The organism is Arthrobacter sp. 24S4-2 (genome assembly GCF_005280255.1).
In the GTDB taxonomy this organism is placed as follows: domain Bacteria; phylum Actinomycetota; class Actinomycetes; order Actinomycetales; family Micrococcaceae; genus Arthrobacter.
The window spans coordinates 3,493,908-3,517,684 of the sequence record NZ_CP040018.1; the positions used below are offsets into that span (position 1 = coordinate 3,493,908).

Here is a 23,777-nt window from a genome sequence, read left to right on the forward strand (position 1 = left end):
TGATGGAAACAGAAAGAGGGCTTTCTTTCTGTTCCGGTGGCGGTTGGTTTACCTTAGATTTTCCAACCGCCACCGATCTTCTTTAACACCGGCCTTAATTGCCAAAGTGAAATCAAATCAAGCAGTACCTGAAGTGCATCCACTTCAGCTTTTGATTGTCACTTTGGAGTTCAATTGGGTCTTTTCAGCAAGGCGAAGCAGATCGCGGAATACAATCCCGCTACAGGCTTCCCGCAGTCCACACAGGTAACGGGCCTCTTCTCCCCGTCCACGCTGGCCCTTGCCCTCTTCCCTGACACAGACACTTCCGCCTTCCCCGTCGATGCAGCTACGGCGCTCACGGTTCCCGCTGTCAATCGCGGAATCCAAATCTATTCTTCCCTTGGTTCGAGACTGAACCTGCTGGCTACCAACACCATCACCGGAGAAGCGGTTGAGCTTCCTTGGCTGACCCACACTGACGGCGCTATCACACCGGCTAAGCGCCAAGCTGGGATTCTTCAGGATCTAATTTTTTACAACGAAGCCCTTCTGTCCGTAGCTCGCGACGATGCCGGATATGTCGCTGACTTCCGCCACGTACCGCATTCGTACTGGACCAAAGACGGTCAGGGAAACATCGTTGTTCAGGGCAAAAAAGTGTCTGCTTCGGACTACGTATTTGTGCCCTCGCTCATGCCGCTTGGCTTCCTCGAAGTTGCTCGCGATTCAATCCGTCAGTACCGCAACATCACGCAGACGATTAACAACCGCACAGCCATTCCGGAGCCTGTTGTTCTCATCAAGGAAACTCAGGTAATCGAAGCGTCGCAAGCAGAAATTGACGACATGCTTCTACAACTTGACGACTCCCTTACTCAGGGACGCGGCGGAAAAGTCTATGTTCCATATGGCCTTGATGTTTCCGGATTTGGTGCCACGGATTCTGCAAACGCTCTGATGATCGAAGGCAGGGAGTCCTTGCGTAAGGATTTGGCCAACCATCTTGGAATTACTGTCGGTCTTCTCGACGGAACCAATGGCGATTCAAACACTTACAACAATGCCGTTGATGAGCGTAACGAATTGCTTGAACTTTCCCTAAAGACATGGACAGAGCCGCTGGCCGACTCCCTATCACAGGACAGTTGCACGCCTCCCGGAATCAAAATCTCCGTTGACTATTCCTCATTCAACTCTCATGTCTCCGCAAAGGGGAACACCGTAACTCCACTTCCTGAAGGAATCCCTAATGTCTGAATTTAAAGTCTCCGGTGAACTGCTCACCGCATCCGTAGATGACCGCACGCTGAGCTTCAAGCTCCTGCCTTACGGCTCCACAGGCTCCACCAACCTAGGCAAGATCACCGCTTCCAAAGGTGCAATCACCGTCCCGGAGAACGTGACCGGCCTACCGGTGAACCTTGAGCACGACTACCGCCAGCCGGTGGGCAAGTTCGCCTTGATCGAAGAGACCGATGAAGGTCTCTTTGCCACTGTCTCCATTGCCCGTACCACTGCTGGCAACGACGCACTAGAGCTAGCCGCTTCCGGTCTCCGTACGGGCATCTCCGTGGAGATTGATTCCCCGGTGATCCGCTCAGGTGCACTCACAGCCGGAATCCTTTCCGGTGCCGGTCTCGTGGTCCGTCCCGCCTTCGCTGACGCACAGCTTGTGGCGTCCGACTTCGGAGACCTCCCAGAAACTCCCTCAGAGCCGGAACCGGTGGAAGAGGAAAACAACGCTGAGGCAGAAGCCGAAGCATCAACTAACCCTGAAAAGGAAACTGATATGACTGAAAACGCAACGGTTCCGACCGAACTACAGGCATCCAACAACGGTGCTGTAGAGCCTCAGAACCTCCGCTCCGCATCCGCTCTTATCGCACAGGTCTACGGCACACGCGATGTCAAGCTTGCTGCCGCTCTTGAGGCATCCGGCATCGTCGGTGAAGAGACCCTTCACGCTGCGCTGTCCACCATCACCAACACTGCACTTAAGGACACCGTTGAGCACCCGGCCACTTGGCTTGGCGAGCTTTGGAGCGGTAAGGAATACCAGCGCAAGTACGTCCCGCTGGTCATGTCAGGCAACCTGACAAGCTGGAAGGTTGAAGGCTTCAAGTGGAACGCACGTCCGACTGTTGGAGACTACGCGGGAGACCTTGCGGATATCCCGTCCACAAGCGTCACTTCCACTTACTACTCTCAGGAAGCATCCCGCCTTGCCGGTGGAGTCAAGATTGACCGCAAGTTTGTTGACTTCGGAAATTCCGACACCATTGCATCCATCCTCCGTGGTGCTGCTACCGACTACGCGCTCAAGTCTGACGCCAAGGTCATCAACTTCATCAAGGCAAACAGCACTCCGGTAACTGCTGGAACAGTCCCCAGCGGTGTCTCCGCTGCTGCTGCCAAGATCGTTGACGGCGCTCTCGCCATGATCGACTTCGCTCAGCCGTCCTTCGCAATCCTTGGAAGTGCTGCTTACCGCGATCTGCTCCTGACCAAGGAACACGATTCCCTCAAGTACCTTCAGTCCTCCCTAGGCCTTGAAGGTGGCGCACTCGCTGGCTTCACAATCATCCCTTCCGCCGATGTCGCCGCAAACGATGTCTACGTTGGCGCTCGTGAAGCAATCACTTTCTTTGAGCTTGGCGGCTCCCCTATCCGCGTTGAGGCAATCGACGTGAGCAAGGGCGGAATGGACGAAGCACTCTTCGGCTACTACGCGCTGATCCTTAACGACATCCGAGGAATCCGCAAGGTCTCCTAATTTTTTTAATTCGCTTACTGCGAATGACACTCACTCTCAAGAAAGGACAGGCGCATGTATTGGAACTACGCCAATGAGGAATTCATCCAGAGCATCTGGCCGGAAGCCGCAGACATCGATTCAGTGTTGCTGGATCAACTGCTATCGACAGCCAATAGCTTGTGCGTCAGTTATGCGCCTGTCCTTCCTGAAGGTGCCTCAATCCCCGGCAACTACCGCATGGCTGAGGTCATCACTGCCCGTGACATCTGGTCAAAGATGAGCGGCGGCAATCGTGAAGAGTTCGGTCCTGACGGGCTGGCTATCCCGGTTGCTCCGCTCATCTACCTAGCGCGTGACCTTCTCCGTCCGAAGACTTCCCCGCTAGGCAGGCTCCGCTAATGGCTGAGGCTATCCGTCAGATGGTGGCGGACAAGATCAAGGCCGACAACGCGGGATTCATCGTCAAGGCGTTCCCTGTGTCGCTTCCGGAAGCCCTCACAAAGGTCTACGTGAGCGTCTACAGGGAGACCCTGACGAATGCCCCTCAGCTAGCCGCCGTTACCGAGTCTCTGAAGATCGTTGTCATTGGTCCGAAGATCGGAACCGACGTTGCCGAGAACGAACTAGAGGACGCGCTTGATGCAGTCCTGAGAAGCGTGCAAGCCCTGAATTACATCCAGTGGAGCACCGCAGAACGCGCAACCTTCTCGGACAAATACCAAGGCTACGAAATCAACCTCACGGCTAACACCGAAAACCCTTACAAAGCTTCCGCTTAATTCCTGAAAGGAATAACAAATGGCTCACTCAATCATGAACATCAAGACCGCAGACGTGACTCTTGATGCAATCTCCTACGCTGACGCGATTACTTCCGTCAAACTCACCGCCGCATCCGAAGACACGACTTGGGTTCCGGTATCTGGCGTCACTCAGACTCAGACAGGCATTCTCAAGTGGACGGCTGAACTTGAGTTTGGACAGGATCTGACCGCGAACAGCACCCTTCAGGCCAAGTTGCTTGCCCTTCACGGTCAGGTCAAGACCCTTGTTGTCAAGCCGACCGGAACCGCAACACAGTCCATCACTGTCAGCGTCACTGTAAAGGCACCGGCTGAGTTCGGTGGAGCAGTTGGTGTGGCTACCTCCAACGCTTCACTCCCCGTCAACGGACAGCCGACGTTCGTATACGGCGTCTAATGATCACCGCAGATCAGTCCCGCCTTCGTGCGGCGAACAAAGCTTTCCGCAGGATGCCGAATGAGATCAGGAATGACCTCAGGAAGTATCAGCGTGCGGAGGCGGGACCGATCTGGAAATCCGAAGTTGCCTCAGGTCTAGGCGCAACGCCTATCTCTTCACGCATCTTCAAGACCGGCAACACCGTGAAGGCCGGAGCGGTCATCACACTCAAGGCCGGTGGCTCCAACAAGAAACTCTCAGGCGGTGCTACCCCGGCTGAACTGGTCCGCGCTGCCGAATTCGGGTCAGGCCGCAGAAACTCATATACGCGCTATTCACGCGTATCCCCCAACGGCAAGCGCCACACCGTAACCCGCAGATCCTCACGCCAGCTACCTAGCCGTAGACGCGGCGGATACGTCGTGTACCCGGCTGCTGGAAGGGCCACCAAGCGCATTGTTTCGCTCTCAGTACAAACCATAACCAAACGTATTTATGACTCCGTAGGAGGTTAACCATGGCTTCTGGAAGGCCCATTGAAATTCCGATCACCGTCGATGCTGACGGCGCGGAAAAAGGAGTATCCAAAGTAGCGGATGCCTTTGACGAAGTTCAGGACAGTCTCAAGGATTTGAGCAAGGCCGGTGACAAGGCCAGCAAGAACCTTGAATCGGATATGTCCGATGCCGCTAAGAAGATCGACCGCGACATTGTCGGTGCTCTAAAGGATGTTGAGGACACCGCCAAGACCACCGGCAAAACCGTTGGCCGTGACGTCAAGGCCGGAACCGCCAAGGCCGGGGAAGGCTTCTCCGAACTCAAGGACGAATCCAAGTCCACAGCCAAGGAAGCCGCTGCTAGCTTCGGTTCCATTGAAGATGCCGCTAGCGCTTTGCAGGAAGTAGCTGCTAACGCTTTTGCTGGCTTCGGTCCAGCCGGTATGGCAATGGGCGCACTCGCTGCTGTGGGTATCGGTCTTGCCATGACCGCGCTGACGGATACGGCTGAGAAGACCAACGAAGCAAAAGAAAACATGCTCGGTCTCGCTGCCGAAATCCGTGACGCAGGAGGCGTCATGGACAAGGTTGACTTTGTGTCCCGCATGCAGGACTGGGGACTGGCTGTTCAGGACACCAAGGAATGGTTCGAACTCTGGCAGTCCGACGCCAAGTCCGGCTTCGACGTAGTCAAGGAAGAATCCCGCAAGGCCGGTACTCAGTGGGAATCCGCCTTCAAGGGTGCTCACGGAACGATGGATGATTCCATCAACTTCCTCAAGGACACTGACGCTGAATTCAAGAATCTCAACAGGGAGATTGACGATGCTGGCCGCACCTATGACGAGTTTGGCGGCTCACAGTCCAACGCCAGCATCGAGACCACCAAGCAGACGGAAGCACTCAAGAATCAGCGTGAAGCTGCTCAGAAGAACGCCGACGCCGTACGTGATGCCAACCGCGCAGCATGGGATGCAATCAACGTAGGCAAGTCAGAGAACGGCGTTCTACAGGAACAGCTTGATCTGAAGAACCACCTTGCCGATGCCAACAAGGACGCCGTTACTTCAGAGCTTGATCTTGCTGATGCTCAGGAAGATCTAGCTACAAAGCTGGCTGACTCCAACGCCAAAGTTTCGGACAACACCAAGGAATCCCGCGATAACCAAAGGGCAGTTCTCGACACTGCCGAATCCATCAACACTTATGCACAGTCTCAGATCGATGCAGGGGCAAGCACCGATGAAGTCAACGCCAAGGTTGCCGCTCAAAGGGATCAACTCATTGATCAGGCAACCAAGTTCTTCGGCTCACGCGATGCTGCCGCAGCCTTCATCGACACCATCCTGAAGACCCCGAAAAAGGTTGACGTTGACGTGAACCTCAACGGCATCCCCGACGCGGAAGAAAAGCTTCGCAATTTCATCAACGTTGGCCGTCACATATCCGTAGACGTAAAGACCGGCGATACAAGCGCCGTTGATAACTACGTGTCCGGAATGACCGGCGGAAAAGTCTTCGTTGACTTCGCACCGAGAGGAGGCAGGGCGCTTGCCCCGTAAGCGCTTCACGCCATGACAACTATTACCGCAACCCCCGACACCGCTACCGCATCCGTCCAACTGTCCATTACCTACAACAGCGCTGTCAGCCGCGTTCTCCGCAACGATGCCAACGGCATTGCTGAGGTTCGCACCCTTCAGGGTCAGCTTCCTACCGGCTCTTCCGGAACCCTGATCCTCTCTGACTACGAAGCCGCAGCAGGGCTAGGCACGTACTCGGTGATTGACGCCGGTTCCGGAGCTTCCACCACAGCAACACTCGTGCTGGATAAGCCGTGGCTGATGGTCCCGGTTATGCCGAACTACGCGCTACAGGCCGAGTCCATCACTGCGTACGGATCTGACCGCCAGTCCCATTCCACCGTGCACACCGTCATAGGCCGCGCTGATCCTCTGGTGAGCTTCGGACCACTGGGAACCCGCACCGGCTCGATGCAGATCTTCTGTGGCTCCCTACAGACCGCCAGAGACCTTGAAACGGTCTTCACACGCGGCGAAGTGGTCATGCTCAAACAGAACGTGACCGGCATGGATATGTATTTTCACGGCTCCGCAACAGGCGTCAGCCCGTTCTCCGCTCAGGGTGAAGAGGCTACGCGTTGGGCGCTGGCCGTTGACTACGTCGAAATCAAACGTCCAGTTGGTCCGCTGGCCGGTGCCCTTGGTTGGGACTTCAACGCGCTTGCTGGCGGATACGCGTCCTTCGATGAGGTAGCGGCCAAGTTCGCCACGTTCGATGACCTGACGATTCAGCAGGAGATCTAATGGCACTTACAGATCCTTTCCTGTCTGACGTTGATTTGCGTATCCGCCAGAGTGTGGAGCACGTATATTCGGCCACCGCGTACCCTGTGTCCGGTCCTCCTATCGCACTGGATGTGGAAGACCTGTCCATCACTTTCGATGAGTCATGGTCTCCGTTCATTCAGGCGGACATCACGGCGAAGGTTCCGGAGGATCAGGCAACCCTTGATGCTCTGGACCCTCGCAAAAACTGCCGCGTCAAGATCAGTGCCGGATACGTCTATGACGGGAAGACTCAGGACGTCCACCAAATCGCGGATCTTCACCTACGCACGCGTGAAGTGCTCCGTCCTGCCAATGAGCTACGCCTTACCGCTTCCTCTGATGAGGCCCGCGCACAGGACGCCAAGCGCCGCTCAACTGACGCCGTACCGCCTAAGACCGGCATCAACGAAATCGTCACCTACGCGGCTACGAAGGCTGTCTATCCGGATGTTCCGGAAATCGTCTCGGACTTTCCTCCCGGCTACGGAGTGAACAGCTTTACCGAACTGGCCCTCGATGTGAGTAACACCTTCGATTCCCTGATGACGGACGCGGCTGGCCGTGCCGGTGTCTGGGTTTATGCCGGTGAAGACCGACGCTGGCACATCACCACACGTGCAGCCGAGGCCGGTGTCTCCGCACACAAGCTCTACACCGGTCCTGATGGAACGATCTTCGATGCCGATACAGCCCTTCAGCGTGAAGACTTCTTCAACTCCGTCATCCTGACCTACACGTGGAAGGACGGGGCAGGAGTCGATCAGACCATCTACGGCGAGGCGTACGTGCCGAGTACCGGAACTTACGGCGTGGATGCCATCGGCTGGAACACGTACGTAGAGGACCGCCAAGGCCCGATCACTCAGGCACAGGCAACCGCAGCCGCTCAAACGGTCCTGAAATACAAGATCACCCGTGGCCGTGGAATCCGCATCCAGTCTCTTGCCGCTTACTGGTGCAGGCCCGGAATGACGGCCACCATCCAGCTACCGACAGGTGATCTGGAACGCCAGATCATCCGTGCCGTCACCTTCCATCCGCCTTCCGGCTCGATGTCCATTACTACCCGTCAACCCGAAACAGTCTCAATCTCATAGGAGAAGAAATGCCTACAACTACTAAATGGGCCGTCTACTTTCCAGCCGGTTCCGCAGTCCCCAACATTCCGGTACAGGAGCAGACTCAGGCCGAGTCCGTAGAAGCTGCCTTCAACAAGGTTGGTGCACCGCCGTCCGTCATCTTCCGCAAGAACATGCAGGCCGCAAACGGTACCTCGAACGCATGGTCTGACATCGTGTGGGAAATCGAAGACCACAAGACATCGGACATGACGCACGCTGCCTCTTCGGCATCAATCACGGTGCCAACCAACGGCATCTATGACATCAAGGCGAAGCTTGGTGTGAACGTTGCCGCGCTGACTACCGGCGTCATGATCCAAGTCAACGGAACAGACCTGACGCACACCATCAGTTCCGCTACTTCCGGTGCCGGTGCCTACGACAAGGTGGACACCAACCATGACCTCAAGCTCAATGCCGGTGACGTTGTGAAGATCCGTGGCCGTGTGAACTCCACAGGTGCGCTCTTCGACACTGCTACCTGCTCCATGAGCATCGTCCGAAAGGTGATCCTCTAATGAGCTACAGCACCCTTTACCAGCTAGCCAAGGATGAGGGCTTCCTTCACCGTGTGACCGCGTGCGCCGCTACTCAGGGCATCACGCAGGCTGACCGTTGGGCCGAAGACAACCGCTGGTCCATGGCCGCACAGCCCGGATTCGAAGCGCAGTACGACTACGCCGTGAACACATCCGTTCCTGACCCCGGAAAGAATGTCGGTGTCATCAACGATGAGCAGATCCTGTCCGCCGTCCAAGCAGTCCTAAGAGGCAATTAATGACCGCACTAACTTACGGCACAGTAACCGGAACTTTCGGTGACACTTCCGCTGCTGTAGACAATCCCATTATTGGAACCGTGACCTTCACGCCGGATGCTGCTTGGCTGCTCTCTGACGGCCTTGTCACGCTTCCGACACCGGTTACCGCGTCATTGGTCAACGGTGCATTCTCAGTGGGGCTGGTAGCCACTGACGATGCTCTGCTGAATCCCACTGACTGGACTTACACAGTCACCTTCAACCTGAAGATGGGCCAGTCTCCGTGGAACAAGCGACCAATCAACATCAAGGTTCCTGCCGGTCTGACCACGGATCTTGCGACCGTGACGCCGGTAGCTGCTTCTGAGGGCAACGCGATTCTCAAAGGCGATACCGGCGACGCTGGCCCTCAGGGAATACAGGGAATTCCGGGCGTTGTGGACGGTGCCCTGTACGAGACAAAGACACACGCGGCCTCAACCTTCGCGACACCCGCGACGGCGGCACGCAAGGCAACCGCTATGGCTATCGTCTTCGGAAGCTAGACGCGGTTCCAAACAATTCCTGACTCCGGGCCTTCGCTGTGTACGTTTGTGGCATGGACGCTGAAACCCTGAAAATGATTGTTACTGCCGGTGCTGGTATTAGTGGCGCTCTCCTCGGTTCGGGACTAACCGGATTTATTAACATGAAGAACGCCAAGGCATCAAGGGACGCGGACAAGGAGATGTGGGAACTCCGAAGGGAGCACGAAATAAACGAGGCCCGCCGTAACGAAAAGCGGGAGCTATACCTGACCTTCAACGAAGCCAAACAGGAGCTTACGGACCTCATCATCGATGCTCATTTTTCTAATCCACAGCATGCATTGGACGAACCCCGGTGTATGGAAATACGAGGCAAAATGTCGACAGCCACGTTCGCGGTCAGCATGCTGCCCGAAACTTCGGTAGTGACGTCCGCCCTAATCGACGTCATGAATTCGCAGGGTGACCTGATGTGTCTGGTGGATGAGGCCATCAGCGAACGCCGAGGTATCGACGAAGAGAAGTTCCAAGCTGCCTCGAACGACTTTTGGGCCAAGTCGGCGACTGCGCTGGTACTCATGAACACGAGTCTTTCGGGGCAACTCAACTCCATTGAGAAGTATTTCAATGGACCGGGCGAGCTTGCCCGTGTTGCTGAGGCGCTGAAAAACCCCGGCCAGATCGATCTGAAGACCCTGAAAAACGACGCTACATCTTGAGGGGTCTGCTGTCCGGCAGCCCCAGGATCACGAAGGCCGGGAGGGTCTGGCCGATGTCCGCTTCGACTTCCACGATGTAGCCGTTGAGCCCTACGAGGGCCACCGAATATGTCCTGCCGAGGGCCACCTACCCCACCCCTTTGAGATGCTCCAGGCGAGGGTGCCCGGCGCCGTCGTCGAGAACGGCAACCACGTCAACGCGGCGGAACGGCATCCGGAGTTCGTGGTCCCGGCACCAGGCGGACGCGAGCCGGTGCAGGCGGGCGAGTTTGGCAACCCCGACGGCTTCAAACGGGTGGCCGTAAGCGAGGGATTTCCGCGTCTTCACCTCTGCGATCACCAGCGCATCGCCGTCCAGGGCGACGATATCGATTTCGCCCTCGGAACAGCGCCAGTTGCGGTCGACGATCCGCATGCCCTGTGATTCCAGGAATCCGGCCGCAAGTTCTTCCCCGCGCCGGCCAAGCAAGTCTTTAGCTCTCATTCTTACCTCCGCAACCAGCCTGCGGGAGCGGCGGAGGCACGCCTATGGCCCCGTGGCCCTATGTGGGAAACCACGGGCAGACGGGGCTTGTGGAGGGGAGGTGACAGGCCGCCGCGGCAGCGGCTAAGGGTCGCCCGGAAAGGGCGTCAGACAGGGATCTCCGGCTGAACGCCGCTAGGCTGAGCCGCTATGCACGGGTTCCGCATCTCATGCAATGGGCGGACTGATGCGGCCGCTCATCATAGAAGCCGGCATGGCTGCTCCAGATATGCCCAAGGAACCAGCAGAGTATTTTCATAGTGAGATCTTCTCTGATTTCAGCCGGGTAGGCGGCGCCGGTACGAGCCCCGAAGGAGCTCGCCTCAAGCACCTTCGGGATTTGTCTGCACGACGCGAGGCCCCTCCGCAACGCGGAACGCCGTCGGAACAGAACAACGAATCAATCCCATACATTAGTCTGGCGCTAAGGGCCGCGGGGATGCCATACTCGCCGCGAAAAACAGGTAGTTCGGACCGAAGATTACGGCGTTCAGTTGCCCAGGTCGACGTCCTTGGGCAGGGCAAGCTCCTCGTTGCGTGGCAACTCTTCGACGTTGACATCCTTGAACGTGATAACCCGGACGCTCTTGACGAACCGCGCTGAGCGGTAGACATCCCACACCCACGCGTCCTGCAGGGTCAGGTCGAAGTACACTTCGCCGTCGGCACTGCGCGCCTGAAGGTCAACATGGTTGGCCAGATAGAAACGCCGTTCGGTCTCGACTACGTAACTGAACAGCCCGACGACGTCACGGTATTCGCGGTAGAGCTGCAGCTCCATGTCGGTTTCATAGTTCTCAAGATCCTCGGCACTCATGCTTCCATCTTGCACTATTCACGGCACCGCGTGGGCCACACACTCCGCCACGCGCGGCGGGACAACGGCAAGGTCAGAGAATCTGCCAGCTCACCCGGTGGTAGGGCGTGGGTCCGGACACCCTGAGTGCCTCCTTGTGAGACGCCGTGCCGTACCCCTTGTTTTCGTTCCAGCCGAAGGCCGGGTACTCCTCGTGCAGCGAACGCATCAGCCGGTCCCGCTCCACTTTTGCCAGGATGCTGGCTGCAGCAACGCTCAGGCACTGCATATCCGCTTTGACGAGCATGTGAACCGGCGCATCGCAGCCGGGGCCCGTCGGGCTGTCGTCGAACAGCGACGGCTGCACCTCGGGCGACAGCCAGTTGTGGCTGCCGTCGAGCAGCACAACGTCCGGGGTGACGCCGGCAGCCAGGATCTGAAGCCAGGCCCGGGTCCCTGCCGTGCGCAACGCCGCGATGATGCCCATCGCGTCGATCTCGCTGGCCGAGGCGTGCCCAACCGCCGATGCGACACTCCAGCTGCGCACCAGGGGCTCCAGCCGCTCACGGTCGGACTCCTTGAGGAGTTTGCTGTCCCGGACGTCGTCCAGGAGTACAGGCCGGTTGAGGTCGACGACGGCGATGCCGACAGTCACCGGGCCCGCGAGGGCACCGCGACCGACTTCGTCGATGCCGGCCAGCAGCCTGGCGCCGGAACCCAGGAAGCGGTGCTCATAGTCGAGGGTTGGTGCGATTGACATTATTTTCCAGTCGGTGGGGGAACGTCCCGGAACACGTCCGGATAGTTGCCCAGCCCGGTGATCCTGTTGATGGGCCAGGCAATGACGGCTGCCTTGCCCTCGATGTCGGGCATGTCGATGAAGCCGCCGTTGATTTCCTGGTGGGCGCGGGAGTCTGCGGAGTGGTTCCGGTTGTCTCCCATGACCCAGATCTTGCCGGCCGGCACGACGACGTCGAAGTTGCGGATGTCCGGCACCTCGGCGGGGTTGATGTATTTCTCGTCCACAGCGTCGCCGTTGATGGTGAGTTTGCCGCCGACGTCGCAGCACACCACGTGGTCACCGGGGAGGCCGATCACGCGCTTGACCAGGTGCTGCTCCGAGTTGTCCGGCAGCAGTCCAACGAAAGTGAGCCCGTCCTGGACCCAGGTGAAGGGGCCGTCAGCTTTCTCCGGCGTGGGCACCAGCCATCCCTTCGTGTCCTTGAAGACCACAACGTCCCCGCGCTCGAGGGCAAAGGGTTCGGGCACGAGCAGGTTGACGAAGATCCGGTCGTTCACGTCAAGCGTGTTGACCATGGATTCCGAGGGGATGTAGAAGGCCCGGAACAGGAATGTCTTAATGAGGAAGGACAGCACGACGGCGATGACCACAACCGTTGCCACTTCCTTGAGCCAGAGGTAGAGCGGGCTGCGGGCCTTGCCTTCCTTGGCCGACTTTGAATGCGAGCCTTTTGAACCCGAAGTCCTGGAATCCGCCCGGGTTGCATGCGCCTGCGGTTCAGCCGGCGCCGGGCCAGCGGCCGCGGTGCGGTCCCCGTTAGTGGTGGTTCCGGTGTGGTCGCCGTTGAGCGGATCAGGAGTCCGGGGTTCGGTCTCGGGCATCTACTGTCCGTCCTTCGTTGTTGTGCTGATTTCTGCGGGCCGGGGCACGGCCGCAAATCTGTCGAGTGGCCAGATGATCTGGACCGGACGGCCGATCACCCGGTCCAGCGGGACCATGCCTCCGCCCGGTGCGCCCAAGAGGCTCCTGGAGTCGGCGGACATGGACCTGTGGTCTCCAAGCAACCATAACCGTCCGGACGGTACGATCACGCTGAACTTCTGCTTGCTCGCCGCGTCGCCGCCATAAAGGTATGGTTCCTCAAGCGCCTGACCGTTCACTGTGAGCCGCTGCTGGTCATCGCAGCAGACCACGTGGTCGCCGGGCATCCCGATGACCCGCTTTATGTAGGTTGTATCACTGCCCGTGATGCCGAGCCAGTGTCCCACCGCGCCGACGGCATCCTGAAGGGCCCCATTGCCGCTATTTAGCGGGGCGAAAGTTCCGCGGCCATCGAAGACCACCACGTCGCCGCGCCTGATCGGCCCGGCTTGGAAATCAGCGCGGGAAACGAGGATCCGGTCACCCGAACCGAACAGCGGCTCCATGGATGCCGACGGTATGTAGTAGACGTCCAGCCACACGGAACGGACGATGCCGCTGATCAGGATTGCCATCGCCAGGGCCAGGAACGCAAAACGCCAGCCCAGTTTCCTGGGCTGGCGTTCTGACTGGTCCATGATCCGTATCCTGTGGCGCTGTTGCGGAAGGCTCCGGCGCGGGCCGGATCCGGGTTCTGGACCCGCCGTGGAAGTCCGGAGACTTACTTGGCGGTGCTGAAGTCGCGCTTTTCCTTGATCTTCGCAGCCTTACCACGCAGTGCACGCATGTAGTAGAGCTTGGCGCGGCGGACGTCACCCTTGGTGACGACCTCGATCTTGTCGATGATCGGGGAGTGCACCGGGAAGGTACGCTCCACGCCGACACCGAAGGAAACCTTGCGGACGGTGAAGGTTTCGCGGATGCCGTCACCCTGGCGGCCCAGGACGAAGCCCTGGAATACCTGGACACGGGAGTTCTTGCCTTCGATGATGTTCACGTGAACCTTGAGGGTGTCACCCGCACGGAACTGGGGAACATCGGTGCGCAGCGAGGCTGCATCTACGGAATCGAGGATATGCATTGATCCACTCCTGGTGAACGCCACAGGTCATCCACTTTGGGTCACGGCGGCCAAGCCCGGAACGTGCCCGGAAATCACCGCCGAAAGTTTTCTGATCCGGCTCCATCACTGATTGACGGGCCGGGGTGCCGGGCTGTTGGCGACGCTCCCCCTGTGGCAGGTGCGTACCCAGCAGGCACAAGGACTAATTTTGCCACATCCGGGAGATTCCGGCTAATCCGCAACCTTCCCCCAATCCGCACACGGCACGGCCGGCCTCAGCCTTCCGCAGGGGCGCCGTCCCCGCGCGCGTCCGGGCGGCGCCGCAGGCGGCCGTCAACGACGTCGTAACCCAGGTCCCCGAGCGCCGTGCGGTCCGCGCGCGGCAGCTTGCCGGCGTCGAATACCTCGAGCAGGTCCGGCCGCCGTTCGGCGGTGCGGCGGTACTGTTCGTGACGCCTCCACTGCGCAATTTTGCCGTGGTTGCCGCTCAGCAGCACGGGAGGGACTTCGCGGTCCCGCCAAGTGGACGGCTTGGTGTACACCGGGTATTCCAGCAGGCCGTCAGAGTGCGATTCCTCAACGAGGGACTCAGGGTTGCCCACAACGCCCGGAAGGAGCCGTACGATGGCTTCGGTCATGGCCAGGACCGCCACTTCGCCGCCGTTGAGGACGTAGTCCCCCAGGCTCATGGGCCGGACCGTGAAGTGCTCGACCGCCCACTCAATGACGCGCTCGTCGATGCCCTCGTACCGGCCGCAGGCGAAGACGAGCTGCTCTTCCTCCGCGAGCTCGTGGGCCAGCGCCTGGGTGAACCGCTCCCCTGCCGGGGACGGGACGATCAGCACCGGCTTCCGGACGGGGGCAGCACCGCCGGCCGCTGCAACCGAAGCCAGCGCCTGGGCCCAGGGTTCAGCCTTCATCACCATGCCGGCGCCGCCGCCATACGGCGTGTCGTCCACGGTCCGGTGCTTGTCCGTTGTGAACGCCCGGAGGTCGTGGACATTCAGGTCCAGGAGGCCGTCCTGGCGGGCCTTACCGATCAGGGAAAGTTCCAGGGGCGCAAGGTACTCCGGGAAGATGCTGACGACGTCGATCCTCATTTACGCGTTGTCTCCGGCCCTGGCGTCGCCGGACCCAGCCGCGCCGTCCGCGGCGTCCGCGGCTTCCGGCGACCCGCCGGCGTCGTCCGCGTTGATGTCAAACAGCCCGGGCGGCGGCGTGACCAGGATGTACTTTTCGCCGATGTTGACCTCGGGCACGATCTCCTCAACAAAGGGGATCAGGATCTCTTTGCCGTCGGGGGCCTCCACCACGATGAGGTCCTGTACCGGAAGGGTGTGCAGGCCCGAGACCTTGCCGACAACGGCGTCGGCAACGCGCACCTCGAGGCCGACGAGCTCGTGCTCGTACCAGCCCTCGTCGTCATCCTCGTCGAGCTCTTCAGTTTCGATGAACAGCCTGGCCCCGCGCAGGCCTTCGGCCTGGTTCCGGGTCTCGATCCCCTCAAAACCCAGCAGCAGGATGTCCTTGTTCCAGCGGGCGCTGTCCACGGTAAGGGTCCCCACCGACGCGGGCTCAACACGGAACTCCGTGCCCGGGATGAAGCGGTCCTCCGGCGCGTCGGTCAGGACCTGGACGGTCACTTCGCCGCGGATGCCGTGCGGTTTGCCGATTCGTGCCACCTGAAGCTGCATCTGTTCCTCTGTTTCGGGATTCGTTCTGTGCTGGTCTGCTGCGCGGGTGCTGCTGCCGCGCCCGCCTTGGTGCTGAAAACAGTCCGGCCCCTCCACCGTAATCTGGTGAAGGGGCCGGACTTGAGACAAATATTGCGGAGGCGTTTACCGGCGGCGGTCGGTGTCGACGACGTCGACCCGGACCTGTTCGCCACCGGCCAGCGCCGCCACGACAGTGCGCAATGCGCGTGCCGTGCGGCCCTGGCGTCCGATCACCCGTCCAAGGTCGTCCTGGTGAACGCGCACTTCGAGGGTGTCCCCGCGGCGGTTGTTCTTGGCGCTGACCTTGACGTCCTCAGGACTGTCAACGATCCCCCGGACAAGGTGTTCGAGCGCTTCTGCCAGCAATTTACTCAGCCTCGGCGGTCTCTGCTTCAGCGTCGGCGGGGGCCTCGGCTGCGTCGTCCTTCTTGGCCTTCTTGGTGATGGCTTCCGGGATGATCACGGAACCCTTTTCCGGGGTGACAAAGGCGTCCTTCGGAGCTTTTGTCTTCAGGGTGCCTTCCTGGCCCGGGAGGCCCTTGAACTTCTGCCAGTCACCGGTGATCTTGAGGATCGCGGCAACCTGCTCGGACGGCTGTGCGCCGACGCCGAGCCAGTACTGGGCACGGTCCGTGTCGACCTCGATGTACGAGGGCTCTTCGGTGGGGTGGTACTTGCCGATCTCTTCGATGGCACGGCCATCACGCTTGGAGCGTGCGTCCATGACGACGATGCGGTAGTACGGTGCGCGCATTTTACCAAAGCGCTTAAGGCGAATCTTTACGGCCACTTTTGTGGTCACTCCTGTTTCTGAAACGGGGTCGAACCCGCCGTTCTGCACCCGTGGGGCGGGCCATACTGGGGGGTTCTTAAGGACAGGATCCAGACGCGGAGAGAGGGGCCACGCAGATCAAGTACCTGTTCATTGTGCCAGATCGGCGCCGGGATTTCGACTTGACACACCCCGGCCGGGTCAAGACGACCAGACGTAGAGCCCCGTACGGGTGTTGGGATCCACGCTGCTCGCCAGCCGAGCAAGCCGCTGAACATAGCCGAGGGCCTGCACGGACCCGAAAGGCATGTCTTCCTCGGCCGCCCATCGCGAAGCCACATCCTCCAGGACATTGCCTTCACCCTCGGTTTCGTAGCTGAGCAGTTCGGCCAGCGCACGCACCATGGCCGCCGGCACGCCCAGCAGGGAATCGCTGGCAACGTCCACCATGGCAAGTTCATAGTCCGCGCCTGAGGCGTGCACGGCCGCTCCGGCCAGATCGCCCAGCTGCTCAATTTCAAAATCAGTGATGTCCGGAATCCGGAGCGCCTCAGGGGCTGCGGGTCCCCCGCCGTCGAGTGCCCCCGCGCGCTTGAGTGCTTCATCGTGGGTGGAAACAAAGATTTCGGTGAATCCCATGGAAATCATCCTCATTCCGTCGGCGGTGTGGTGGTCCTGACGGGCAGCCACGCGACTCCCGGGGCCTTCCGGATTCAGCCTAACCCAGAAGGACGCGCTGGTCAGCGCACCGCAACGCGGATCCGGTTGCGCCACGGATCATCGAAACGCAGCTCGGCTCCGGTGTGGTGCGACCGGATGCCGGCAACCTTAAGGCGGTCGGCGAGAGCCCCGATATCGTCCCCCTCCGGCACCTCGATCAGGACTTCTCCCAGGCCAAGGGTGTCCTTCCGGGGCCCGGCACCCCTGCTGTTCCAGACATTCATGGCCATGTGGTGGTGGTACCCGCCGACCGAGACGAACAGTGCCTGCCCATGCCAACCGGCGGTCTTCTCGAATCCAAGGGTGCCGACGTAGAAGTCCTGGGCCGACTGGACGTCGCCCACCTGAAGGTGGACGTGCCCGACGCCGGCCCGGGACTCGCGCTGGCCGCTCACCGCTTCCTCGGTCAGGTATTCCTGCAGGAACCGCTGCGGGGGCAGGGCAAGGCTATCCATGACCACCCTGTCGCCCTCCCAGGACCAGTCTTCGCGGGGGCGGTCCCAGTAGAGCTCGATGCCGTTGCCCTCGGGGTCATTGAAGTAGAAGGCCTCGCTGACGAGATGGTCTGCACTTCCCGTGAAGGACCGGGGTTCATACCGGGCTGCGGAGGCCACTGTGGCAGCAAGCGAAGCCCTGTCAGCGAAGAGCAGGGCGGTGTGGAAGAGACCGGCTTCACCCCTCCCCGGCAGGTTCAGGCCAGGTGCCGGCGCCAGGTGGACCAGCGGCTTCCGGCGCCGGCCAAGGTACACGCCGCCGTCCTGCTCAGCCACGGCCTCAAGCCCCAGCGCCCGCTGGTAATAGTCCGTCATCAGCTTCATGTCCCCCACCTTGAGCATCACAGTGCCCATGGTGAGGTCGGCGGGCAGCAGGTCCTTGCTGCTGGATTCTGCGGTCATGGCAACTCCCGAATTCCGGAACTCCGTCACCGGTTTTCGGCGACGATATACATAAAGCTAAATTACTTGAAGCTTCAATTTATTCCTAACGGACTTGCCGGCCCCTCAGCACGATGTGTCTGAGCCCTCGCAGGGTTGCCGGATCCGTCCTGGGGTCCTGCTCACACAGCACGACGTCGGCGCTGGCACCTTCTGCAATGCCGTCCGCCCCCAGCCAGTCCCGCGCCGCCCATGTCGCCGCGTCCAGCGCCGCGGTTGCCGGCAGGCCCGCTGCGTTGAGCGCATGGACCTCGTCAACGATGCGGCCGTGGCTGATAACGCTGCCCGCATCGGTCCCGGCGAAGATCTGCACCCCCGCCTCGAACGCTTCCAGGATCCGCTCATTCCGCCGCTCCCACAGCGCCCGCATGTGCGCTGCGTACCGCGGGAACTTCCCCTGCGCCCGGTCTGCGATCTCCGGGAACGTCGCGATGTTGATCAGCGTGGGAACGATGGGGACCCGCTGTTCCACAAAGCGGGGCAGGTGCCGCGGCAGTAGGCCCGTTCCGTGCTCGATGCAGTCGATGCCGGCGTCCAGCATGTCATCCAACGTGTCCTCGGCGAAGCAGTGAGCGGTGACCCTGGCGCCTTCGTCGTGGGCGGCGCGTATGGCGTCCCGCACCACGGCGGCCGGAAACGACGGGGCGAGGTCACCGGAGTCGCGGTCGATCCAGTCCCCCACCAGTTTGACCCAGCCGTCACCGGCGAGCGCCTGCTTGCGCACAGCTTCCACCAGTCCGTCCGGATCGACTTCAACTGCCAGGCCCCGCAGGTATCGGCGCGACCTGGCGATGTGCCGGCCGGCCCGGATAATCCGCGGGGCGTCCGGGCTGCGCTGCAGCCAGCGGGTGTCGCTGGCCGCGCCGGCGTCCCTGACCAGGAGGGTGCCGGCGTCGCGGTCCGTCATTGCCTGGGCGTGGGCCGTGTGGTCGTCCACTGCACCTCCGGGGCCCAGGCCAATGTGGCAATGCGCGTCCACCAGGCCCGGAAGCACCCACCCGTCCAGCACCGCGTCCGGCGGTGCCGGCGGCCGGTTGAACGTCAGTCGTCCGTCGACGGACCAGAGCCCGTGCCGTTCCCGGTCGGGACCGATGAGCACGGTCCCGGTGAATTCGATGATGCCAGCCATGCCTCAAGCCTAATCCGGCCGGCCCCGCAACCGGCCGGCCGATGCCTGCCGCTGTCACACCCGGCACAGCAGGGCATAGCCCCGCGGCCGTGTGGTAGCTTCGTTTACGACCACACGGGTGCCCTTGCAGGGGCTGAGATCGGGCTGATGCAGCCTGCGACCGTTGAACCTGTCCGGGTAATGCCGGCGAAGGAAGTGAGTATTCCGTGAATACGCAAGAAACACAGCTGTTCCCTGCCCAAAATGAGACTGCCGCCGGAAGTTCGGGCACGATTGAAACGCAGTCCCTGAAGTCCCACTCGTTGGCGTTCATCGCGGACGAGGACACCGGGATCCGGGTGCCGGTCACCGAGATTGCCTTGGAGAACTCCCCGGACGGCTCAGCCAACGGCCCATTCCAGGTCTACCGGACCGCCGGGCCCGGCAGCGACCCCGTGGTGGGGCTGGAGCCGTTCCGGATGCGGTGGATCGAATCGAGGGGTGACACCGAGCCCTACAGCGGCCGGGAACGGAACCTGCTCGACGACGGCAAGTCGGCCGTGCGCCGCGGTGCCGCCTCCGCGGAGTGGAAGGGTGCGCAGCCGGTGCCCCGCCGCGCCGTCGACGGGAAGACTGTCACCCAGATGCACTACGCCCGCCAGGGTGTGGTGACGCCCGAGATGCAGTTCGTAGCCCTCCGCGAAAACTGCGACGTGGAACTGGTCCGCAGCGAAGTGGCTGCCGGCAGGGCAATCATCCCCAACAACATCAACCACCCGGAATCCGAACCGATGATCATCGGCAAGGCCTTCCTCGTGAAGATCAATGCCAACATCGGCAACTCGGCCGTTACGAGCTCCATCGCAGAAGAGGTCGACAAGCTGCAGTGGGCCACGCAGTGGGGCGCCGACACGGTGATGGACCTGTCCACCGGCGACGACATCCACACCACCCGGGAATGGCTCATCCGCAACTCCCCGGTCCCGATCGGCACGGTACCGATCTACCAGGCCCTGGAGAAAGTCAACGGCGAGGCCAACGCCCTCACCTGGGAGATCTTCCGCGACACCGTGATCGAGCAGTGCGAACAGGGCGTGGACTACATGACCATCCACGCCGGGGTGCTGCTCCGATATGTTCCGCTCACAGTCAAGCGGGTCACCGGGATCGTGTCCCGGGGCGGCGCCATCATGGCCGGCTGGTGTCTCGCGCATCACCAGGAAAACTTCCTGTACACGCACTTCGACGAGCTGTGTGAAATATTCGCCAAGTACGACGTCGCGTTCTCCCTAGGGGACGGACTGCGCCCCGGGGCCACGGCCGATGCCAACGACGCCGCCCAGTTCGCCGAGCTGGACACCCTGGCCGAACTGACCCAGCGCGCCTGGGAGTTCGACGTCCAGGTGATGGTCGAAGGTCCGGGCCACGTACCGTTCCACCTGGTACGCGAAAACGTGGAACGCCAGCAGGAACTCTGCAAGGGAGCCCCCTTCTACACGCTCGGCCCGCTGGTCACGGACGTCGCACCGGGATACGACCACATCACGTCCGCCATCGGCGCTACGGAAATCGCCCGCTACGGCACAGCCATGCTCTGCTACGTGACACCCAAGGAACACCTCGGGCTGCCGAACAAGGACGACGTGAAGACCGGTGTGATCACCTACAAGATCGCCGCCCACGCGGCCGACCTCGCCAAGGGCACCCCGGCGCGCATGAGCGCGACGACGCCCTGTCCAAAGCCCGGTTCGAATTCCGCTGGCGCGACCAGTTTGCACTGTCACTGGACCCGGTCACGGCGGAGGCCTTCCATGACGAGACCCTCCCCGCCGAGCCGGCGAAGACGGCCCACTTCTGTTCGATGTGCGGTCCGAAGTTCTGCTCCATGCGCATCAGCCAGGACATCCGGGACGAATACGGCTCCGCTGAAGCCCAGGCCGCACTCGCGAAAATGGCTGACGGCATGCGGGAGAAGAGCAACGAATTCCTCGCCGCGGGCGGCAAGGTGTACCTGCCGGAGCTGCAGCTTCCGAACGCGAAACAGACCGCCTCGAAATAGCCTGAGGAGATGGGATCCGCTACGACGCGTGTGAGTGCTGACGCCGGCTGACGTCAGCGATGAACGACCGGATAAACCGGTCGCCCTCCACCGAGTCCTGGGGCCGGTGTCCGCCCGCGGCAACGCGGTGCAGGGCACCGGTCTCCCGGAGGTAGCCGGCGATTTCCTCGTACAGCGGTTCCCACCCGCCGGTGAGCACCAGCGTGGGAACTCCCGGAACTATCTGCAGCGGCGCTTCCCATGGGGGTGCCTGCAGCCGGAGCCGGCGCGCGGCGCTTCGGGCCTCCGGCGTGGCCGGCTCCTGGCTGTGAACCGAAAAGGCCCGCCGGACAAACTCGCGCTGGAAATCGTCGTCACCGAGCTGGTGCCGGACCTCGAAAAGGGGCTGCATCAGGGCGCGGTGCGCAGCGGTGGCCGGCAGTTCGGCGGTCAGGGACAGGCAGGCGGGCTCCACCAGCGCCAGGGAATGCACGAGGTCGGGGCGTTCCACGGCCGCCATCATAGCGGCGATGGCCCCTTGGGAGTGCGCGACGACGTGCCCGCCGGCCGCTCCCCTGCCTTCGTCCGCCAGGGCCCCCAACACAATGTCGGCGTCGGCCTGAAAGTCCGATTCAAGGGGCTCGGCCGAAGCATCGAAGCCGTGACGGCGCAGGAACAGGGCGTCGTAGTCCAGGGCCATGCCGTGCTGCTTGGGCCACGCCGCGGACCCAAAGGCCCCCGAACCGTGGACGAACACTACGCGCTGCTTAAACATGCCCCAACCCTATGGCAAACGCCGGACAATACAGCCCGACGACATCACAGTTGCCCGTGCCGGAAACTCCGCCGCCAGGAACTACTTGCTCCCGCCGAGGAACTTGTCGAAGCCCTTGGGCAGATTGAGCTGTGACGGATCAAAATCAGCTCCCTGCTGGCCAAACGAGGCTCCTGTAGGCAGCGCGTTGCCGGCGTTCGCCCGCCTGGCCTCGGCTTCGCGGAGTTCCTGCGCAGCTTTGGCCGGGTTACCGGACCTGGCCTTCTTCTTGGGGGCGTTCTTGGCACCCTTGCGGGGCCCGCCACCGCCCATGCCGGGCATCCCCGGCATCCCGGGCATACCTCCGCCGGCCGCCATCTTCTTCATCATCTTCTGCGCCTGGGCAAAACGCTCCAGCAGGCCATTGACGTCGGAAACGTGCATGCCCGAACCTTTGGCAATGCGGGCCCGGCGGGAGCCGTTAATGATCTTGGGGGCAACGCGCTCGTGCGGTGTCATGGAGCGGACAATCGCTTCCACACGGTCGATTTCACGTTCGTCGAACTGTTCCAGCTGCTGGCGGATGTTTTGCGCACCCGGCATCATCATGAGCATCTTCTTCATCGAGCCCATGTTGCGGATCTGCTGCATCTGGGCCAGAAAATCGTCCAGGGTGAAGTCTTCCTGGTCGGCGAACTTCTTCGCCATCCGGGCTGCTTCGTCTTTATCCCAGGACTTTTCAGCCTGTTCGATCAGGGTGAGGACGTCACCCATGTCAAGGATGCGGGACGCCATGCGGTCCGGGTGGAACAGCTCAAAGTCATCAACGCCTTCACCGGTCGAGGCGAACATGACGGGCTTGCCGGTGATAGACGCGACCGAAAGTGCAGCACCGCCGCGCGCATCGCCGTCGAGCTTTGAGAGCACAATGCCTGTGAAGTTGACGCCCTCGTCGAAGGCAAGCGCCGTGTTGACGGCGTCCTGGCCGATCATGGAATCGACGACGAACAGCACTTCGTTGGGAACGATGGCACGGCGGATCTGCCGGGCCTGCTCCATCATCTCGGCGTCCACGCCGAGCCGTCCGGCGGTGTCCACGATGACGACGTCGTGCAGTTTCTGGCGCGCCTCATCGACGCCGGCACGGGCAACAGCGACGGGGTCGCCGGCCGGGTGGTCCAGTTCGGTGGAGGTGGCGCCCGGGTGCGGAGCAAAGACCGGCACGCCGGCGCGCTGGCCAACAACCTGAAGCTGCGTCACGGCATTGGGCCGCTGGAGGTCGCAGGCTACCAGCATGGGGCTGTGGCCCTGGGACTTCAGCCACTTGGAGAGCTTGCCGGCAAGGGTGGTCTTGCCGGCACCTTGGAGGCCCGCGAGCATGATGATGGTGGGACCGGTCTTGGCCAGGCGGATGCGCCTGGTCTCGCCACCGAGGATTTCAACGAGTTCCTCATTGACGATCTTCACGATCTGCTGGCTCGGGTTCAGTGCCCCGGAAACTTCGGCGCCGAGGGCACGTTCGCGCACCCGTCCCGTGAATTCGCGCACCACGGACACGGCAACGTCGGCGTCCAGCAGTGCTCGCCGGATTTCGCGGACGGTGGCGTCAACATCCGCCTCGGTGAGGCGGCCTTTGCCACGGAGGTTCTTGAAGGTTGCTGTCAACCGGTCAGAGAGTGAATTGAACACGCGCCGTGCACTTCTTTCAGTGGATCTACAGCTGGCGGCCGGTGCGGCACGCCAGTGTCGTGACTGTTGTTGGTCTGAACCAACTGCCTCGACAACGGGACTCGACT

28 protein-coding genes, 1 pseudogene and 1 riboswitch are annotated in these 23,777 nt (G+C 61.3%); of the genes and pseudogenes, 13 read left to right on the forward strand and 16 right to left on the reverse strand.

Annotated elements, in window-relative coordinates; all coding sequences use genetic code 11:
* The first annotated feature begins 174 nt into the window (after nucleotides 1-174).
* The 12 genes from FCN77_RS16245 (at nucleotide 175) to FCN77_RS16300 (ending at nucleotide 9,894) form a co-directional block, all read left to right on the forward strand.
* Nucleotides 175-1,239 (forward strand): phage portal protein, encoded by a 1,065-nt coding sequence (locus FCN77_RS16245; RefSeq protein ID WP_137323101.1) that lies wholly within the window; start codon nucleotides 175-177, stop codon nucleotides 1,237-1,239.
* Complete coding sequence (locus tag FCN77_RS16250) at nucleotides 1,232-2,755, forward strand: hypothetical protein (protein ID WP_137323102.1); 1,524 nt, start codon at nucleotides 1,232-1,234, stop codon at nucleotides 2,753-2,755. Before FCN77_RS16245 ends, FCN77_RS16250 begins: the two co-directional genes overlap by 8 nt.
* Nucleotides 2,756-2,809: 54 nt before the next feature.
* Nucleotides 2,810-3,136 (forward strand): hypothetical protein, encoded by a 327-nt coding sequence (locus FCN77_RS16255; RefSeq protein ID WP_137323103.1) that lies wholly within the window; start codon nucleotides 2,810-2,812, stop codon nucleotides 3,134-3,136.
* Nucleotides 3,136-3,516, forward strand: coding sequence for a hypothetical protein (locus tag FCN77_RS16260; protein ID WP_137323104.1), 381 nt, complete (start codon nucleotides 3,136-3,138; stop codon nucleotides 3,514-3,516). Before FCN77_RS16255 ends, FCN77_RS16260 begins: the two co-directional genes overlap by 1 nt.
* 19 nt (nucleotides 3,517-3,535) lie before the next feature.
* Nucleotides 3,536-3,937 (forward strand): hypothetical protein, encoded by a 402-nt coding sequence (locus tag FCN77_RS16265; RefSeq protein ID WP_137323105.1) that lies wholly within the window; start codon nucleotides 3,536-3,538, stop codon nucleotides 3,935-3,937.
* Between the two features lie 499 nt (nucleotides 3,938-4,436).
* Nucleotides 4,437-5,978, forward strand: coding sequence for a hypothetical protein (locus tag FCN77_RS16270; RefSeq protein ID WP_137323106.1), 1,542 nt, complete (start codon nucleotides 4,437-4,439; stop codon nucleotides 5,976-5,978).
* A gap of 12 nt (nucleotides 5,979-5,990) precedes the next feature.
* Nucleotides 5,991-6,743, forward strand: a complete 753-nt coding sequence (locus FCN77_RS16275; RefSeq protein ID WP_137323107.1) for a hypothetical protein — start codon at nucleotides 5,991-5,993, stop codon at nucleotides 6,741-6,743.
* The gene (locus FCN77_RS16280) at nucleotides 6,743-7,864 is read left to right on the forward strand and encodes a hypothetical protein (protein ID WP_137323108.1); all 1,122 of its coding nucleotides are present in this window, start codon (nucleotides 6,743-6,745) and stop codon (nucleotides 7,862-7,864) included. Before FCN77_RS16275 ends, FCN77_RS16280 begins: the two co-directional genes overlap by 1 nt.
* Before the next feature lie 8 nt (nucleotides 7,865-7,872).
* Nucleotides 7,873-8,406 carry a hypothetical protein gene (locus FCN77_RS16285; protein ID WP_137323109.1) on the forward strand — a complete coding sequence of 178 codons (534 nt, stop codon included), beginning with the start codon at nucleotides 7,873-7,875 and terminating at the stop codon, nucleotides 8,404-8,406.
* Entirely contained in the window at nucleotides 8,406-8,666 is a 261-nt protein-coding gene (locus FCN77_RS16290) for a hypothetical protein (RefSeq protein WP_137323110.1), read from the forward strand. The genes FCN77_RS16285 and FCN77_RS16290 overlap by 1 nt, the downstream gene beginning before the upstream one ends.
* Nucleotides 8,666-9,193 (forward strand): hypothetical protein, encoded by a 528-nt coding sequence (locus FCN77_RS16295; protein ID WP_137323111.1) that lies wholly within the window; start codon nucleotides 8,666-8,668, stop codon nucleotides 9,191-9,193. The genes FCN77_RS16290 and FCN77_RS16295 overlap by 1 nt, the downstream gene beginning before the upstream one ends.
* A gap of 53 nt (nucleotides 9,194-9,246) precedes the next feature.
* Nucleotides 9,247-9,894 carry a hypothetical protein gene (locus FCN77_RS16300; protein WP_137323112.1) on the forward strand — a complete coding sequence of 216 codons (648 nt, stop codon included), beginning with the start codon at nucleotides 9,247-9,249 and terminating at the stop codon, nucleotides 9,892-9,894.
* Here the strand turns inward: FCN77_RS16300 and FCN77_RS26030 are convergent.
* The 14 genes from FCN77_RS26030 to FCN77_RS16365 form a co-directional block, all read right to left on the reverse strand.
* The gene (locus FCN77_RS26030) at nucleotides 9,884-10,021 is read right to left on the reverse strand and encodes a hypothetical protein (RefSeq protein ID WP_175417089.1); all 138 of its coding nucleotides are present in this window, start codon (nucleotides 10,019-10,021) and stop codon (nucleotides 9,884-9,886) included. The two genes, FCN77_RS16300 and FCN77_RS26030, sit on opposite strands and share 11 nt — an antisense overlap.
* Nucleotides 10,022-10,378, reverse strand: a complete 357-nt coding sequence (locus FCN77_RS16305) for a YraN family protein (protein ID WP_137323113.1) — start codon at nucleotides 10,376-10,378, stop codon at nucleotides 10,022-10,024. It abuts the gene before it with no gap.
* A gap of 529 nt (nucleotides 10,379-10,907) precedes the next feature.
* Complete coding sequence (locus FCN77_RS16310) at nucleotides 10,908-11,234, reverse strand: DUF2469 domain-containing protein (protein ID WP_003806068.1); 327 nt, start codon at nucleotides 11,232-11,234, stop codon at nucleotides 10,908-10,910.
* Nucleotides 11,235-11,307: 73 nt separating this feature from the next.
* Nucleotides 11,308-11,973, reverse strand: coding sequence for a ribonuclease HII (locus tag FCN77_RS16315; protein ID WP_137323114.1), 666 nt, complete (start codon nucleotides 11,971-11,973; stop codon nucleotides 11,308-11,310).
* Entirely contained in the window at nucleotides 11,973-12,836 is an 864-nt protein-coding gene (gene lepB, locus FCN77_RS16320; protein ID WP_137323115.1) for a signal peptidase I, read from the reverse strand. Before lepB (FCN77_RS16320) ends, FCN77_RS16315 begins: the two co-directional genes overlap by 1 nt.
* Nucleotides 12,837-13,514, reverse strand: coding sequence for a signal peptidase I (lepB, locus tag FCN77_RS16325; RefSeq protein ID WP_137323116.1), 678 nt, complete (start codon nucleotides 13,512-13,514; stop codon nucleotides 12,837-12,839).
* A gap of 83 nt (nucleotides 13,515-13,597) precedes the next feature.
* Complete coding sequence (gene rplS, locus FCN77_RS16330; RefSeq protein ID WP_137323117.1) at nucleotides 13,598-13,957, reverse strand: 50S ribosomal protein L19; 360 nt, start codon at nucleotides 13,955-13,957, stop codon at nucleotides 13,598-13,600.
* A 257-nt stretch (nucleotides 13,958-14,214) separates the two neighbouring features.
* Nucleotides 14,215-15,039, reverse strand: coding sequence for a tRNA (guanosine(37)-N1)-methyltransferase TrmD (gene trmD / locus FCN77_RS16335; RefSeq protein ID WP_137323118.1), 825 nt, complete (start codon nucleotides 15,037-15,039; stop codon nucleotides 14,215-14,217).
* A complete protein-coding gene (gene rimM / locus FCN77_RS16340; protein ID WP_137323119.1) occupies nucleotides 15,040-15,633 on the reverse strand; it encodes a ribosome maturation factor RimM in 594 nt (197 codons plus the stop codon). It lies immediately after the preceding gene.
* 144 nt (nucleotides 15,634-15,777) lie between these two features.
* The gene (locus FCN77_RS16345) at nucleotides 15,778-16,020 is read right to left on the reverse strand and encodes an RNA-binding protein (protein WP_011692324.1); all 243 of its coding nucleotides are present in this window, start codon (nucleotides 16,018-16,020) and stop codon (nucleotides 15,778-15,780) included.
* A 1-nt stretch (nucleotide 16,021) separates the two neighbouring features.
* On the reverse strand, nucleotides 16,022-16,444 hold the full coding sequence (gene rpsP / locus FCN77_RS16350; protein WP_137323120.1) for a 30S ribosomal protein S16: 423 nt from the start codon (nucleotides 16,442-16,444) through the stop codon (nucleotides 16,022-16,024).
* A gap of 183 nt (nucleotides 16,445-16,627) precedes the next feature.
* The gene (locus FCN77_RS16355; RefSeq protein WP_175417287.1) at nucleotides 16,628-17,065 is read right to left on the reverse strand and encodes a hypothetical protein; all 438 of its coding nucleotides are present in this window, start codon (nucleotides 17,063-17,065) and stop codon (nucleotides 16,628-16,630) included.
* A 101-nt stretch (nucleotides 17,066-17,166) separates the two neighbouring features.
* Nucleotides 17,167-18,042 (reverse strand): VOC family protein, encoded by an 876-nt coding sequence (locus tag FCN77_RS16360; protein ID WP_137323121.1) that lies wholly within the window; start codon nucleotides 18,040-18,042, stop codon nucleotides 17,167-17,169.
* Between the two features lie 85 nt (nucleotides 18,043-18,127).
* On the reverse strand, nucleotides 18,128-19,210 hold the full coding sequence (locus FCN77_RS16365) for an amidohydrolase family protein (RefSeq protein ID WP_137323122.1): 1,083 nt from the start codon (nucleotides 19,208-19,210) through the stop codon (nucleotides 18,128-18,130).
* A gap of 104 nt (nucleotides 19,211-19,314) precedes the next feature.
* A riboswitch (TPP riboswitch) is annotated at nucleotides 19,315-19,422 on the forward strand.
* Nucleotides 19,423-19,437: 15 nt separating this feature from the next.
* Between FCN77_RS16365 and thiC the strand changes: the two are divergent.
* Nucleotides 19,438-21,248, forward strand: a pseudogene (gene thiC / locus FCN77_RS16370) (phosphomethylpyrimidine synthase ThiC).
* Between the two features lie 19 nt (nucleotides 21,249-21,267).
* Here thiC and FCN77_RS16375 read toward each other — a convergent pair.
* Both FCN77_RS16375 and ffh read right to left on the reverse strand, forming a co-directional pair.
* A complete protein-coding gene (locus tag FCN77_RS16375) occupies nucleotides 21,268-22,002 on the reverse strand; it encodes an alpha/beta fold hydrolase (RefSeq protein WP_137323123.1) in 735 nt (244 codons plus the stop codon).
* A gap of 81 nt (nucleotides 22,003-22,083) precedes the next feature.
* Nucleotides 22,084-23,670, reverse strand: a complete 1,587-nt coding sequence (gene ffh / locus FCN77_RS16380) for a signal recognition particle protein (protein WP_137323124.1) — start codon at nucleotides 23,668-23,670, stop codon at nucleotides 22,084-22,086.
* Nucleotides 23,671-23,777 lie beyond the last annotated feature (107 nt).

What these genes read in the sequence shown, in the direction of transcription:
- FCN77_RS16270 (WP_137323106.1), top strand. Translation starts at nt 4,437, where the DNA reads ATGGCTTCTGGAAGGCCCATTGAAATTCCGATCACCGTCGATGCTGAC.
- lepB (WP_137323115.1), bottom strand. Translation starts at nt 12,836, where the DNA reads ATGCCCGAGACCGAACCCCGGACTCCTGATCCGCTCAACGGCGACCAC.
- FCN77_RS16290 (WP_137323110.1), top strand. Translation starts at nt 8,406, where the DNA reads ATGAGCTACAGCACCCTTTACCAGCTAGCCAAGGATGAGGGCTTCCTT.
- trmD (WP_137323118.1), bottom strand. Translation starts at nt 15,039, where the DNA reads ATGAGGATCGACGTCGTCAGCATCTTCCCGGAGTACCTTGCGCCCCTG.
- FCN77_RS16300 (WP_137323112.1), top strand. Translation starts at nt 9,247, where the DNA reads ATGGACGCTGAAACCCTGAAAATGATTGTTACTGCCGGTGCTGGTATT.
- lepB (WP_137323116.1), bottom strand. Translation starts at nt 13,514, where the DNA reads ATGGACCAGTCAGAACGCCAGCCCAGGAAACTGGGCTGGCGTTTTGCG.
- FCN77_RS16315 (WP_137323114.1), bottom strand. Translation starts at nt 11,973, where the DNA reads ATGTCAATCGCACCAACCCTCGACTATGAGCACCGCTTCCTGGGTTCC.
- FCN77_RS16280 (WP_137323108.1), top strand. Translation starts at nt 6,743, where the DNA reads ATGGCACTTACAGATCCTTTCCTGTCTGACGTTGATTTGCGTATCCGC.
- FCN77_RS16285 (WP_137323109.1), top strand. Translation starts at nt 7,873, where the DNA reads ATGCCTACAACTACTAAATGGGCCGTCTACTTTCCAGCCGGTTCCGCA.
- FCN77_RS16265 (WP_137323105.1), top strand. Translation starts at nt 3,536, where the DNA reads ATGGCTCACTCAATCATGAACATCAAGACCGCAGACGTGACTCTTGAT.
- FCN77_RS16375 (WP_137323123.1), bottom strand. Translation starts at nt 22,002, where the DNA reads ATGTTTAAGCAGCGCGTAGTGTTCGTCCACGGTTCGGGGGCCTTTGGG.
- rplS (WP_137323117.1), bottom strand. Translation starts at nt 13,957, where the DNA reads ATGCATATCCTCGATTCCGTAGATGCAGCCTCGCTGCGCACCGATGTT.
- FCN77_RS16255 (WP_137323103.1), top strand. Translation starts at nt 2,810, where the DNA reads ATGTATTGGAACTACGCCAATGAGGAATTCATCCAGAGCATCTGGCCG.
- FCN77_RS16360 (WP_137323121.1), bottom strand. Translation starts at nt 18,042, where the DNA reads ATGACCGCAGAATCCAGCAGCAAGGACCTGCTGCCCGCCGACCTCACC.
- FCN77_RS16250 (WP_137323102.1), top strand. Translation starts at nt 1,232, where the DNA reads ATGTCTGAATTTAAAGTCTCCGGTGAACTGCTCACCGCATCCGTAGAT.
- FCN77_RS16355 (WP_175417287.1), bottom strand. Translation starts at nt 17,065, where the DNA reads ATGGGATTCACCGAAATCTTTGTTTCCACCCACGATGAAGCACTCAAG.
- FCN77_RS16365 (WP_137323122.1), bottom strand. Translation starts at nt 19,210, where the DNA reads ATGGCTGGCATCATCGAATTCACCGGGACCGTGCTCATCGGTCCCGAC.
- rimM (WP_137323119.1), bottom strand. Translation starts at nt 15,633, where the DNA reads ATGCAGCTTCAGGTGGCACGAATCGGCAAACCGCACGGCATCCGCGGC.
- FCN77_RS16295 (WP_137323111.1), top strand. Translation starts at nt 8,666, where the DNA reads ATGACCGCACTAACTTACGGCACAGTAACCGGAACTTTCGGTGACACT.
- FCN77_RS16310 (WP_003806068.1), bottom strand. Translation starts at nt 11,234, where the DNA reads ATGAGTGCCGAGGATCTTGAGAACTATGAAACCGACATGGAGCTGCAG.
- FCN77_RS16275 (WP_137323107.1), top strand. Translation starts at nt 5,991, where the DNA reads ATGACAACTATTACCGCAACCCCCGACACCGCTACCGCATCCGTCCAA.
- FCN77_RS16305 (WP_137323113.1), bottom strand. Translation starts at nt 10,378, where the DNA reads ATGAGAGCTAAAGACTTGCTTGGCCGGCGCGGGGAAGAACTTGCGGCC.
- FCN77_RS16260 (WP_137323104.1), top strand. Translation starts at nt 3,136, where the DNA reads ATGGCTGAGGCTATCCGTCAGATGGTGGCGGACAAGATCAAGGCCGAC.